This window comes from Longimicrobium sp., from assembly GCA_036389795.1.
GTDB lineage: Bacteria > Gemmatimonadota > Gemmatimonadetes > Longimicrobiales > Longimicrobiaceae > Longimicrobium.
In genome coordinates, this window is record DASVWD010000015.1 from 14,580 (window position 1) to 27,459 (window position 12,880).

Here is a 12,880-nt window from a genome sequence, read left to right on the forward strand (position 1 = left end):
ATTCCCGGGACGTTCTCCATGACAAGCACTTTAGGCAGCAAGTCACGGACAATCCTGAGGTAGCTACGAAACAGGCCCGCTCGCAGGCTCTTGTGAGTGCGTTGGTGATTGTTATAGCTAAATGCTTGGCAAGGAGGGCCGCCGATGAGGCAATCCAACTCTCCTCTCCTCAGACCCGCATCTCGCAGCAGTTGGCTGCCCCGAACGTAGCGAATTGGCCGCTGAAAAAAAGACGCTTCGGAAAAATTTCTGCGGAAAGTTTCCCCCGCATCTGGATCCGCATCTGTTCCTGATAAAATGCGAAAGCCTGCTTGGCGAAAGCCCTCCGCCAAGCCGCCCGCACCTGCAAAGACATCGATGCAGGTAGGTCCTGGGAGCGCGGTCGCCACTCGCCGCACGAAGTACGTGGCAGTCATCGAGGAGCGGCTGCTAGGCATCGGGGAGTTCTTGAGCAGGGGAACGAGGAGCCCTCTCGAACGGCACTAACAACGCCCCGCCAGCTCGCAGCTTGAAAGCTATCAACACTATCTGCTGCCGTACAGTACCACATAACGTGCTCATATTTGGTGGCGCCACAATATATTGTATGTTGCTCCTCTTTGGGTATCATCCTGACACTTAGCACGGTGAGCGCCAGGGACCGCCCCCTACACGCCGCCCTTGACACTGTCGGACGTGGGCTGTAAGCTGCACGATACTTGCGGAGGACTTGTTTTCACTTGCCCTAGCAAGTAGGCGGGAGCGCCCAAGCGGCCAGCGTTAACCCCTGGTTGCGTAAGGGATGGAAGGGAGTGAAACAGTGATGTCCGATCCCTCAGGCTGGTTCGGAAAGTTGGTACAGGCGCTCCGCGTGCGGACCCGCCTGCAGTTCTTCGCGCTCGAGGTCTTTCTCGTCTGGATGCTCTGCATGGCTGCGCTGCAGCGTGGCGGCGTCGAAGGACTGCTGGCCTTCATCGCTGCCTTCGTTCTGATCGCGGCCGTCACGGTGATTGTCGCGCGCGCGAAAGATTAACAACCCTCAACAGACGTCACCATGCCATCTAAGTCTGCACTACTCGACCACCGGCCCCCTCAGCGCGTCCACCACGAACGTATCGGAGACCGGGAATTCGAACTTCCAGAAGTGCGGCTCCACGTTCAGGATGATGTATCCCTATGGCCTTTGAACCCCCGGCTGTTCCCGTACACAGTAGGAGGGCCGCTAACCTCTGAGGAAGAGCTGGAGGCGGCACTTAGGAAAACTCCCGGCTATGAGGGCTTGCGAAAGTCAATTCAGGATTTGGGACAGATGGAGCCGGTCTATGTTTGGAAAGGTTCTGGCTACCAAAAATACTTAGTGCTTGAGGGTGCAACACGCGTTACGTGTCTGCGCGATCTGTTGCTCCGCGCGAAAGACGAGCACCGAGCTGACCAGTTCCGTTACGTCACCGCAAAGGTTCTGCCCGAGAACTTCAATGAGCGGTATCGCGCGATTTTGCTCGCGCGTATTCATGTGCGTGGCGACGCAGTGCGGAACTGGGGACGCTACATCGAAGCGAAGTTTGTACATGATAATGTAATGCCCCTAAATGGAAACTTACCAGTTATGAGCGCGACTGACTTAGCTGCATCTCTTGGAAAGAGCATTTCTTGGGTTGTGAGACTGAGAGACGCATATCAGTTCGCAGAGAAGTTTGTAGAGCATCTTGATAGTGACGATGCTGAGAAGCTGGCGCTCGACAATTTCAGTGTGCTAGAGGAGATCAGCAAAGCACCAGGATTTGGACCGCGCGTCAAAACAGATGAAGCGCTCCAAGCCGAGGTCTTTAACATGGTCGCTGCGGGTGTATTCAAGGAGTACCGTGACGCCAGATTCATGTCTCAGTATTACAGCGATCCCGAAAAATGGACGCGGCTGCAATCGGGCGAGAAGGAGGTCGCGCACCGGCTGGCCACCGAGGTAAAAGCTGGAAATACCAGCATACGCGCGAAGATTCAAGGAATTTACTCACAAATTGAACGTACGGTTGCACGCGAGCCGGATGCACTGAACGTTGATGACCTTGAGGAACTTCAACGGTCTGTTGTTTTGTTGGCTTCGCACTTAGGAGGCGGTGTGGGCATTCTACGTTTTCGCCTTCGCGAGTTTGTAAAGGCTCTCGAGGATGCGCCCCTTCGTGAAGTGCGGGCGGTAACAGAAGCAGATTTTGTAGCTTTGGCTGCTGGAATGGAGGATTTCCGGGATCGGTGGGAGAAGACCAGAGTGTCGTCTAAGTCGCACGGACTCGTAGAGCCATGATTCCCATTGCACCACCACCACTGATGCGGCACCAAGAGGAGGGAGTGGATTTTCTCCTCCGAAACCGGATCGGCCTTCTCGCATTTGAGCAGGGGCTCGGGAAGACACTGGTGGCGATTGAAGCGTTTCGCCGGTTGCGGTGGTCCCGAGCAGCCAACTTGATGTTGGTTATCTGCCCAAACTCGTTGAAAGGGAATTGGCGTGCCGAGGTGGCACGCTTCGCGCCGGACCTTCGCGTCCGGGTGATCTCTGGTACAATGAGAGAACGACGTGAAGATCTCACGGGAGTTGCTGAAGACATTGTCGTAATCAACTACGAAGCAGCGCGCGCAGAGATTATTGCCTTGCGCGCTTTGATGGTGGTGCGGAAAACGGTGTTGGTGCTGGACGAGTCACATAACGTGAAGAATCGTCGATCTTTGACGACTGTCGCGGCTCAGCATCTCGCGCTGAGTGCTGAGTACCGCTGGCTTCTTACCGGGACTCCAGTGACGAACAGTCCCGAGGACATTTACAGTCAACTCGCAATCGTCGCTGGAGAGAGAGGGGCGAAGTTCGAGATGTTTATGTTGGACTACGGCAATGCGGGTTCCGATCCGAGCGTTCACAAGCGCCTCGCAGAGCATGTTGCGCCGTACCTTCTCCGCCGAACGAAAGAGCAGTGCTTGGATCTGCCTGAGAAGACATTTGTCGATCTCACCATTACGCTTCCTCCTTGGCAGCGAGCCCTCTACGATAGCTTCCGTGATGGGTTTATCCGAGACGTTGAAGCCATGTCGCCCGAGGCATACTCAACCTTTGCTTCAACTGCGCTGACCCGGCTGCTCAGATTGTCCCAGATTGCGAGCAACCCCAGACTGATTTTGCCTGGAGAGACGCGCCTGCCTGCGAAGATCTCGGAACTTGACGCACTGATGGAGGAGATTGTAGCCGCGAACGGACGCAAAGTAATCGTGTGGTCCTATTATGTGGGAACTATCCAGCAAATCCTAGAGCGATACCGGACCTACGGCGCTGTCGCCCTCTTCGGAGGGGTACCGTCGGAAGACCGCCAGGAGATCGCCCGGCGGTTTCAGGAAGATCCAGATATCCGCGTGCTGGTCGGAAATCCCGCGGCCGCAGGCACAGGTTTCACGCTTACCGCAGCCACATACGCGATCTATGAGACTCTGAACTGGCGCTATGACTTCTATGCACAGAGTCAGGATCGGAACCACCGAATCGGCCAAAGAGTTCCCGTCACGTATATCAGGCTGCTTGCTGCCGACACCATCGATCGGGTAATCACGCAAGCACTTGAGAGAAAGGCGGCCATGTCGCAGACTATTGTTGGAGACGACCCAACGTCGTTTTCAATCGCTGATCTTAACCCGGAGGAATTCTGCCTGATGCTGAAGTCCAACGAACTGCCTTCGCGCCTCGCCACCGCCTAAATCTGCCGATGGCTGATATTTTTAGTACGGAGAAGCGTAGCGAGATCATGTCGCGCATCCGCTGCAGTGGAACTAAGCCGGAAGCGAAACTCTACACGGCCGTCCGTGCCGTTCTAGGACACCGTTGGCGGATTGACCAAAACGTCAACAGCCTGCCAGGGCGGCCTGACATCGTGATCCCGTCTTTGCGCCTGATCATCTTTGTTGACGGGTGTTTCTATCATTCATGTCCTAAGCACGGCCATCGTCCCTTAAGCAATCAGGAGTATTGGGGTCCGAAGCTGGACAAGAACGTGCGTCGTGATCGTACTAACAGGCGCAAGCTCCGCGCGCTGGGCTATTCAGTCTTGCGCTTTTGGGAACACGATTTCAAAGCCACTGCTCTCCCGAGTACGTACAATCGCCTACAGCAGCAGTTGCAAAGGCGTGTGGCTAAAGTTCGCAGCCGGTAGATTGTCAATGTCTGGAGGGGTGTTTCGTAGTCCACACAACTATCCAAGGCGGCCAGGTACTTCACCAACGTAAAGGGCCTCCGGCTCACGCCGGAGGCCCTTTACACCACATCCGCCCTCTGAATCTTCAGCGCATCTCGCCGCTACGCCTCACCCGCACTCGCTGTAGCCGCAGGAGTGGCACTTCATGCAGCCTTCAGCGAACTCGAGCTGGCTCTTGCAGTCGGGGCAGATGCCCATGGCGGTCTCGCCGTCGTGGTAGCTCAGCGTGAGCTGCGGCGGGTCGGCCGCCGTGCGCATCACCGCGTCGGCCGGGTTCTCGGCGTCCAGCACCGCCTCGGGGATCAGCTCCTGCTGGATGCCCTGCTTCTCCTGCTCGCGCAGCCCCAGCGCCTGGGCGATGGCGTCGGGCACCGAGTGCACCTTGTTGGGCCCGAAGCCGATCGCCTTGTCCGACGAGATGCCGCGCAGCTGCTGGTACACCTCGGCCACCGGGATCCCGGAGCGCAGCGCCAGCGAGATCAGCCGCCCGATCGCCTCCACGTCGGCCATGGCGATGGAGCCCGCCTTCCCCAGCGTGGCGAACACCTCGAACGGCTGGTGCCGCTCGTCCTCGTTGATGGTCACGTACACGTCGCCCAGCGGCGAGGTCATCTTGCGCGTGGTGCCGCGCAGCACGTCGGGGCGGCGGCGCTTCTGCCGGCGGCTCTGCGCGGACTGCTGCTCGGCCTGGCCCAGCGCCTCGCGCAGCCGCACCATCTCGCGCTCCAGCCTGGCGTTGCGCTCCAGGGCCTCGGCCAGCTTCGCGCGCAGCTCCGCCAGCTCCGCCGTCTCGGCCTGCTGCTGCGCCGGCGTCTTCGTGGCCCCCGTGCTGAGCACCTGGTTGTCGCGGCTGCCGTCGCGGTACACCGTGACGCCCTTGCACCCCAGCCGGAAGGCCAGGTCGTAGATCACCCGCACGTCCTCGGCGCTGGCCTCGTGGGGGAAGTTGGTGGTCTTGGAGATCGCCGAGTCGCAGTGCTCCTGGAAGGCGGCCTGCATCCGCACGTGCCACTCCGGCGTGGTGTCGTGCGCGGTGACGAAGGCGCGCTGCACCGCCTCGGGGACCTCGGGGAAGTGGATGTGCCCCTGCTCGGCGATGCGCTGCATCAGCTCGGCCGAGTACCACCCGCCCGCCTTCGCCGCGGCCACGAAGTCCTCGTTCACGTCGGGCATCATGGCGCCGGCCTGGTTGCGCATGAAGGCCACGGCGAAGAGCGGCTCGATCCCCGACGAGCAGCCGGCGAAGATGGAGATGGTGCCGGTGGGCGCCACGGTGGTGACGTTGCAGTTGCGCAGCCGCCGCTCGGGGCGGATGCGCTCGCCGTTGGGCGCGCGCGCGGCGGTCTCGTCGGGGCCCCAGATCGACTTCTCCCACTCGGGGAAGGCGCCGCGCACCCCGGCCAGCCGCTCGGACTCGGCCTTGGCCTCCTCGTCGAGGAACTGCATGATGCGCCGCCCGATCTCCACCCCCTCGTCGCTGTTGTACGGCACCCCCAGGCGCACCAGGAGGTCGGCGAAGCCCATCACCCCCAGCCCGATGCGGCGGATGCGGTGCGCCAGGTCGTGGATCTCCGGGAGCGGGTACTGGTTGGCGTCGATCACGTTGTCCAGGAAGTGCGTGGACAGCCGCGTCACCCGCCGGTACTCCTTCCAGTCCACCTTCTCGTACCAGGGCGCGTCGGCGGGGACGTCGTCGCGCACGAAGGCGCCCACGTTCACCGAGCCCAGGTTGCAGACGTCGTACGGCAGCAGCGGCTGCTCGCCGCAGTTGTGCGCGTAGATCCCGTTGGCGTCGAAGGCGTTGAGCCCCGGCACCTGTGCGTCGAACACCTCCTCCTCGCCGTCGGCCACCACGCTCTCCACCCGCGCGGTGAAGCGCTCGCGGTGCAGCGCCCCGGAGCCGCGGGAGAGGAGCTCGTTGAGCCGCGCGGCCTTCTCCACGTCGGCGAAGCCCACCCGCTCGGCGAAGCGGCCCAGGTTCTCGCCCGCCACCACCAGCTCCTCGCGCGGGCCCTTCTCGATGCGGCTGGCGATCCCCAGCCGGAGCAGCATCCGCTGCACCGCCTGCAGCCCCGCCCCGGCGTGCGCCAGCCGCACGCTGCCGCCCCGGCCCTGCCCGCCCTGCACCGCGGCCTGCGCGTCGAAGAGCCCGCGCAGCACGCCCGCGTAGAAGTCGCTGGAGGCGCGCTCCACCTCGGGGGTCACGGCGCGCCGGTCGGGGCGCATCCCCAGCGTGTCGGCCAGCGACTTGAGCGCCCCCAGCGCCAGGCGGTGCTCGCCGCTCGCCGAATCGGCGCTCCACCCGGAGAAGTGGGCGCACGCCGGCAGGGTGTGCGCGGCCGCCTCGGCCGCCTCCATCACCGCGCGCGCCCCGGGCCCGAAGCCGGCCGCCGGCCCGTTCGCCACGGCCGCGCGCTCCCACGCCGAGAGGGCGGCGCGCTCCCCGGTGAGCACCCCGTCGCCGATCAGCAGCCCCACCAGGTAGCCCTGCTCGCGGGTCCCCGCGCCGGCCCAGCAGGCGCCCGCGCGGTGGTCGTTCAGCACCACCTCGTCGCCCGCCGCGAGCTGGCCGGCCTCGCACCACTCGGTGCGCATGGCCCAGCGGCTCCTGGCCGCCACGCGCCGCACGCGGTGGTCGGCCGTCAGCCGCAGCGTGTACCCCTCCGCCGTGCGCAGGCGGACCACCGGCTTCACGCCGGTGCGGAAGAAGCCGCGCGGCCCCGAGGCGTGGTCCTCGCCGTTCACGCGCGCCACGAAGCGCCGCTCCAGCAGCTCGGCCACCTGGCGCGGCCCCTCCGCGGTGTGCACCCAGGTGTCGGCGGTGACGCAGGGGTTGGTGGCCTCGTAGTCGCCCAGGTGCGGCACCGGGTTGTAGAAGTTCGCCCGGTCGACGAAGAACACGCCGGGCTCGCCCGTGCGCCACGCGTTCTGGACGATTCGGTCGTAGACCGTGCGCGCGTCGAGCCGCCCGGCCGCCTCGCCGTTGCGCGGGTTGACCAGGTCGTACTCCTCGCCCTTCTCCACCGCGCGCATGAAGGCGTCGGTGATGGCGACGGAGATGTTGAAGTTGGTGATCTTGGTGATGTCCTGCTTGCAGTCGATGAACTCCAGGATGTCCGGGTGGTCGACGCGCAGGATCCCCATGTTGGCGCCGCGCCGGGTGCCGCCCTGCTTGACCACCTCGGTGGAGGCGTCGTAGAGGGCCATGAACGAGACGGGGCCGCTGGCCACGCCGGTGGTGCTGCGCACGTGGTCGCCCTTGGGGCGGATGCGGCTGAAGCCGAAGCCGGTGCCGCCGCCCGACTGGTGGACGAGCGCCATCGACTTGAGCGTGTCGTAGATGCCGCTGCCGCCGTTGGAGAGCTCGTCCTCGACGGGGAGGACGAAGCAGGCGGAGAGCTGCCCCAGGGGGCGGCCGGCGTTCATCAGCGTGGGCGAGTTGGGCTCGAACGCGCGGCGGGTCATCAGCAGGTAGAACTCGCGCGCGAGCTGGTCGACCTCCTCCTCCGTGGCGCCGTACCTCAGGTCGGCGGCGGCGATGGTGCGGGCCACCCGCCAGAACATCTCCTCGGGCCCCTCCGTGGGCCTGCCGTTCTCGTCCTTCTTCAGGTACCGCTTGGCGAGCACGATGCGCGCGTTGTCGGACAGCTCGGCGCGGGGCAGGTCGACCGGCGCGGGGGGCGCGGCCACGGACGGGAGGGGGGCGGGAGGGTTCATCGACACGGTCCTCTCTCTTCGTTCTGTGGAAAAACCAGCCGCACAGCTCGTGTGGAAGCTGTGGAAAACGCGGAAATGGGTTGCGGTGACTGGCGTTGCGGTGTGGAAAGGTTATCCACGGTCCCCATACGTTGGGGCTTGTTGCGGGTGGGAACACAATATGTTGTGGTGCCCGCTCCGCCGTCAACCCTGTTCTCCATCCCTCCGCGTCCTGCCGAACCGGCAGCACCTGATATACCGTACACGCCCCGGAGAGCGGCGAAAGGTCGCGCGAGTGAACGTCGTTCACCCGGCTAACCCGGGAGGAAAACTGGACGCCCGGGAAAGCCGACGCGGGTTCGTGATCACGAACCCGCGTGAAAGAGGCCACGAAGTTGTAACGGCAGTGCGAAGTGCGAGGTGCGAAGTGCGAAGTACTTGCGTCGGCAGCTTCCGCCCGGTGGTTCGCACTTCGCACTTCGCACTTCGCACTGGGGTCAAGGCATCTCCGTCTCCTCCCGGTCCTTGTCCTCGCCCGGGCGGCGGTCGTACGCGCTCGTGGGGTCGATGTGCCCCGGCGCGTCCTCGCCGGCGCCCTTGTCGCTGCCGTGCGCGTTGGCGCCCAGGGTGGGGACGTCGCCGGGGCTCTGCGTCTCGTCCTGCACCGGCGCGCCCCGGGCGTTGACGTCGGTGTGCGGCGGGTGGAGCTGCGAGCTCTCGGCGCCGCCCACCTCCTTGCGCGGTCCGGGCTGGCTCATGCGCCCACTCCCCTCTCCCGCGGGTCCTCGGTGCCGCGCAGCTCCCGCTCGCGCTCGCCGGCCTCGAGGTCGCCCTCGCCGCCCTCGTCCACCCGGTGGCCGGCGCTGGCGTGCCGCGACGGCTGCGGGTGGTCCGGGTCGAAGAAGTGCTGGCCCGAGCCGCCGCCGGAGCCCAGCCCCGCGGCCACCTTGTGCTTGTCGCCCTGCACCGTGTCGTCCTCGCTGCCGTGCCCCTTGCCCACCTGCGGCAGGTTCTTGTAGTCGCTGGCGCCCGCCTCGCCCGGGGCGATGTTGTGCTGGTCCGGCCGCTTGCCGCCCATGGTCCCTCCTTCTCGAGTGACTGCGGGTAGATCCCGCTCGAGGTGGGCGACCTTCAGGTTCTGTGCCGGGAGAGGAGGTGGAGAGAGCCCGGGAGAGCCGGGCGGATGAATCCGCTGCGACAACCACACGAAGTCCGCCTGCGCGGACTGGCGGGCTGCGCCCGCGCGCTTCGCGCCCGAGGAGCCAGGCCGGACGCGCCGGACGCCACCTCCGCGCCGAACCAGCCTGCGAAGGCGGGCTTCTCGCCGTTGTTGCTGCGCCTTCAGGCGCCCGGCGCGGGGCCCGCGTGGAGCAGCCGATCTCCGCGGTGCAGGTCGCGAAACACTCCCCCGAAGCGGCCGTTTCGGCCTGGAGCCGTAGCGCGCGGCGGCGCGGGAGCCTATCGTGTACGTTCCCGCCGCGGGGGCGTGGGGCGAAACGCACGCGGCGGTGCGGAGTAACAGGTTGCGCTCGCGTGGGTTGCGCGCGAGCTTGTGCCGCGCGGAGGCGCGGGCGGAAGCGTTATGCCACCAGTGCTCCCATGAGACCACCACACACCCGCGGGATCGCCGCGGCCCTGCTCGCCGCCGCGCTGGCGGGCTGCGGCAGCGCCATGGCGGCGCAGACCCCTCCCCAGCCGGCGGCCGGCGGGCGGGGAGCCTCCCCGGCGGCGGGCGACACCGTCCCCCGCCGGTGGACCGAGGCGGACGTGCGCTTCATGTCCGCCATGATCGGCCACCACGCCCAGGCCATCGAGATGGCCCGCATGGCGCCCACGCACGGCGCCGGCCCCCAGGTCCGCACCCTGGCCGAGCGGATCATCAACGCGCAGCAGGACGAGATCGCCTCGATGCAGCTGTGGCTGCGCGACCGCGCCCAGCCGGTGCCCGAGCCGCACGCCGGGGGGGCGCACCAGCACCACGCCGCCGGGCACGACACGATGCCCGGGATGCTCACCGAGGCCCAGATGAAGCAGCTGGACGAGGCCCGGGGGGAGGAGTTCGACCGGCTCTTCCTGACCTTCATGATCCAGCACCACCAGGGCGCCGTGCGGATGGTCTCGGAGCTGTTCTCCAGCTACGGCGCCGGGCAGGACGAGACCGTGTTCAAGCTGGCCAGCGACGTCAACGTCGACCAGCTCACCGAGATCGCGCGGATGCAGCGGATGCTCGCCGATCTCCTGTTCGGGAGCCCCTCTCCGTGACCCCATTCCAACCCAGGGCCGTATGATCCATTCCGCATCTGCAAAGGAAACCGCCATGTCACGCACCCTCACCACCACCACCCGGCTGCTGGCGCTCTCGCTCGCCCTCGGGCTCTCCGCCACGGCGGCCGCCGCCCAGGCGCGCCCCGACCCGCGCGTGGGCCTGCGCCCCGGGCGCATGGACGCCGGCGAGGCGATCTGGAACCTGCGCGTCCTCTCCAAGACGCCGCCCGCCGAGGGCTTCGTCGGCAGCACCAACTCCGACCTGGCGTTCAAGGGCAACTACGCCATCCAGGGCAACTACAACGGCTGGCAGATCTGGGACATCTCCAACCCCAGCCGCCCCGCCCTGGTGAAGGGGCTCGTGTGCCCGGCGTCGCAGAGCGACGTCTCGGTCTACGGCAACCTGCTCTTCATCTCGGGCGAGGGCCTCAGCGGCCGCCTGGACTGCGGCACCCAGGGCGTGCAGGACACGGTCAGCAAGGACCGCCTGCGCGGGCTGCGCATCTTCGACATCAGCGACATCCGCAACCCGCGCAACGTGGGCAACGTGCAGACCTGCCGCGGCTCGCACACGCACACGGTGCTGGTGGACCCGAAGGACAGGGACAACGTCTACGTCTACATCTCGGGCTCGGCGCCGCCGCGCTCGCCGACCGAGCTGGCCGGGTGCGTGGGCGGGCAGCCGGGAGAGAACCCCAACACGGTGCTCTTCCGCATCGAGGTGATCAAGGTGCCGCTGGCCCACCCCGAGCAGGCGGCCATCGTCAGCTCGCCGCGCATCTTCAACGACCTGACGGCGCCCGCGCGCCACGGCGAGGCGCCTGAGGACATCGCCGCCGCCAGCCGGGCCGCGGAGGCCGCGCGCGCGCGGGGCGAGCTCACGGCGCGGGTGCAGGGGGTGGAGCGGGTGCTGCCGGGGCGCATCGTCACCCAGCTGCTGGACTCCCTGGTGAAGGCCCGCGGCGGCACCGGGGCGCCCACGGCGGCCGACAGCGCCACGCTGCGCGCCAACGTGCAGAGCATCGTCGACCGGATGTTCGCGCAGCAGCCGCAGGGCCCGCGGCCCGGGCCCACCCAGTGCCACGACATCACCGTCTTCCCGGCCGTCGGCCTGGCGGGCGGCGCCTGCGAGGGCTACGGCTTCCTGCTCGACATCAGCGACCCGGCCAACCCCCGGCGCATCGCGGCGGTGGCCGACTCGAACTTCTCGTACTGGCACTCGGCCACCTTCAACAACGACGGCACCAAGATCCTCTTCAGCGACGAGTGGGGCGGCGGCGGCCAGGCCAAGTGCCGCGCCACCGACAAGCGCGAGTGGGGCGCCGACGCGATCTTCACCATCGAGAACCGCCGCGACATGCGGTTCCAGAGCTACTACAAGCTCCCGGCGCCGCAGACCCCGCAGGAGAACTGCGTGGCCCACAACGGCTCGCTGATCCCGATCCCGGGGCGCGACGTGATGGTGCAGGCGTGGTACCAGGGCGGCATCTCGGTCTTCGACTGGACCGACCCCCGCAACCCGCGGGAGATCGCCTTCTTCGACCGCGGCCCCTCGGACTCCACCCGCATCGGCGCGGGCGGCTCGTGGTCGGCGTACTGGTACAACGGCGCGATCGTGAGCTCCGAGATCGCCCGCGGGCTCGACATCTTCGAGCTGGCGCCCAGCGAGTTCATCTCGCAGAACGAGATCGACGCGGCCAAGACGGTGCGCCTGGACTACCTGAACGTGCAGGGGCAGCCGAAGTTCGTCTGGCCGCCCAGCTTCGCGCTGGCCCGCGCCTACGTGGACCAGCTGGAGCGCTCCCGGGGGCTCTCCACCGCGCGGATCGCGAGCGTGCGCCAGGCCCTGACCAGGGCGGAGGGCGCCTCGGGCGCGGCGCGGCGGACGGCGCTCACGCAGCTGGCCACGCAGGTGAGCGGCTTCGCGGCCGGCTCCTCCGACGCGGCCAGGGTGCGGATGCTGGCGGGCGCCGTGCGGGACCTGGCCGGCGCGCGCTGAGCACCGCCCGGTAGTGGGTGAGGCGATGGGGGCTGCCGCGGCGCGCGGCGGCCCCCTTCGCCGTCTCTCGTTCGTCGTCCCACTCATCAGGATCACACTGAGAAACAGGGGAACAGAGAACCGAATCCTCTGCTTCTCTGTTTCTCCGTGTGATACCAGGTTGCCGAGCATAGTTCTGGTTCCAAACAGATTGGAATCACACAGAGGACACAGAGAACACAGAGGGAACTGAAGACGCGATTGAGTTCTCTGCGTCCTCTGTGTCCTCCGTGAGGCTTTTCAGAAGCTGTACCTGAACGATGCTCTGCAAGGTGGTATGATACCGGATTCCACGATCGATCGTGCATTCCGCGCCCTGAAAGGGTGTCATCCTGAGGGAGCGTCTGCGCGCAACTCGCTCCCGCACCAATGGTTGGACGCGACCGAAGGATCTATAGCCCGCGCTGCGTAGATCTTCGCAATGCGGGCCATGGATCCTCCGGGCTGCGAGCATTCGCGCGGACGCGGCTATGGTCTGGCCGGCCTCAGGATGACACCTTTCTGTAATGCACATTCAATCTCGGAATCTGGTATGATACCGTTTTTCGAGATTCGCTGTGCATTGGGAAGCTGTCATTCCGAGTGGAGCCCGATGCGCTGATCTCGCGTTCGCCACCGAAGTCGGCCGGGCTCCCGAGGAATCTACTCGCGGCCGGCAGGAGGCCGGACCGATGCA

8 protein-coding genes are annotated in these 12,880 nt (G+C 66.0%); 5 read left to right on the forward strand and 3 right to left on the reverse strand.

Annotated features, from left to right (window positions below):
• The first annotated feature begins 802 nt into the window (after nucleotides 1-802).
• The 3 genes from VF746_01710 (at nucleotide 803) to VF746_01720 (ending at nucleotide 3,711) form a co-directional block, all read left to right on the forward strand.
• Nucleotides 803-1,012: a hypothetical protein gene (locus tag VF746_01710; GenBank protein HEX8691129.1), complete on the forward strand. Its 210-nt coding sequence runs from the start codon at nucleotides 803-805 to the stop codon at nucleotides 1,010-1,012.
• Between the two features lie 276 nt (nucleotides 1,013-1,288).
• On the forward strand, nucleotides 1,289-2,278 hold the full coding sequence (locus VF746_01715; protein ID HEX8691130.1) for a hypothetical protein: 990 nt from the start codon (nucleotides 1,289-1,291) through the stop codon (nucleotides 2,276-2,278).
• A 23-nt stretch (nucleotides 2,279-2,301) separates the two neighbouring features.
• Nucleotides 2,302-3,711: a DEAD/DEAH box helicase gene (locus tag VF746_01720; protein HEX8691131.1), complete on the forward strand. Its 1,410-nt coding sequence runs from the start codon at nucleotides 2,302-2,304 to the stop codon at nucleotides 3,709-3,711.
• A 602-nt stretch (nucleotides 3,712-4,313) separates the two neighbouring features.
• Here VF746_01720 and VF746_01725 read toward each other — a convergent pair.
• The 3 genes from VF746_01725 to VF746_01735 form a co-directional block, all read right to left on the reverse strand.
• Nucleotides 4,314-7,922, reverse strand: coding sequence for a ribonucleotide reductase N-terminal alpha domain-containing protein (locus tag VF746_01725; protein HEX8691132.1), 3,609 nt, complete (start codon nucleotides 7,920-7,922; stop codon nucleotides 4,314-4,316).
• A 476-nt stretch (nucleotides 7,923-8,398) separates the two neighbouring features.
• On the reverse strand, nucleotides 8,399-8,659 hold the full coding sequence (locus tag VF746_01730; protein ID HEX8691133.1) for a hypothetical protein: 261 nt from the start codon (nucleotides 8,657-8,659) through the stop codon (nucleotides 8,399-8,401).
• On the reverse strand, nucleotides 8,656-8,979 hold the full coding sequence (locus tag VF746_01735) for a hypothetical protein (protein ID HEX8691134.1): 324 nt from the start codon (nucleotides 8,977-8,979) through the stop codon (nucleotides 8,656-8,658). Before VF746_01735 ends, VF746_01730 begins: the two co-directional genes overlap by 4 nt.
• 521 nt (nucleotides 8,980-9,500) lie before the next feature.
• On the opposite strand from VF746_01735, the gene VF746_01740 reads away from it, so the two are divergent.
• Complete coding sequence (locus tag VF746_01740) at nucleotides 9,501-10,163, forward strand: DUF305 domain-containing protein (GenBank protein ID HEX8691135.1); 663 nt, start codon at nucleotides 9,501-9,503, stop codon at nucleotides 10,161-10,163.
• Nucleotides 10,164-10,218: 55 nt separating this feature from the next.
• Nucleotides 10,219-12,165 carry a hypothetical protein gene (locus VF746_01745; GenBank protein HEX8691136.1) on the forward strand — a complete coding sequence of 649 codons (1,947 nt, stop codon included), beginning with the start codon at nucleotides 10,219-10,221 and terminating at the stop codon, nucleotides 12,163-12,165.
• The last annotated feature ends 715 nt before the right edge of the window (nucleotides 12,166-12,880 follow it).

What these genes read in the sequence shown, in the direction of transcription:
- VF746_01720 (HEX8691131.1), top strand. Translation starts at nt 2,302, where the DNA reads ATGCGGCACCAAGAGGAGGGAGTGGATTTTCTCCTCCGAAACCGGATC.
- VF746_01710 (HEX8691129.1), top strand. Translation starts at nt 803, where the DNA reads ATGTCCGATCCCTCAGGCTGGTTCGGAAAGTTGGTACAGGCGCTCCGC.
- VF746_01725 (HEX8691132.1), bottom strand. Translation starts at nt 7,922, where the DNA reads ATGAACCCTCCCGCCCCCCTCCCGTCCGTGGCCGCGCCCCCCGCGCCG.
- VF746_01730 (HEX8691133.1), bottom strand. Translation starts at nt 8,659, where the DNA reads ATGAGCCAGCCCGGACCGCGCAAGGAGGTGGGCGGCGCCGAGAGCTCG.
- VF746_01745 (HEX8691136.1), top strand. Translation starts at nt 10,219, where the DNA reads ATGTCACGCACCCTCACCACCACCACCCGGCTGCTGGCGCTCTCGCTC.
- VF746_01740 (HEX8691135.1), top strand. Translation starts at nt 9,501, where the DNA reads ATGAGACCACCACACACCCGCGGGATCGCCGCGGCCCTGCTCGCCGCC.
- VF746_01735 (HEX8691134.1), bottom strand. Translation starts at nt 8,979, where the DNA reads ATGGGCGGCAAGCGGCCGGACCAGCACAACATCGCCCCGGGCGAGGCG.
- VF746_01715 (HEX8691130.1), top strand. Translation starts at nt 1,289, where the DNA reads ATGGAGCCGGTCTATGTTTGGAAAGGTTCTGGCTACCAAAAATACTTA.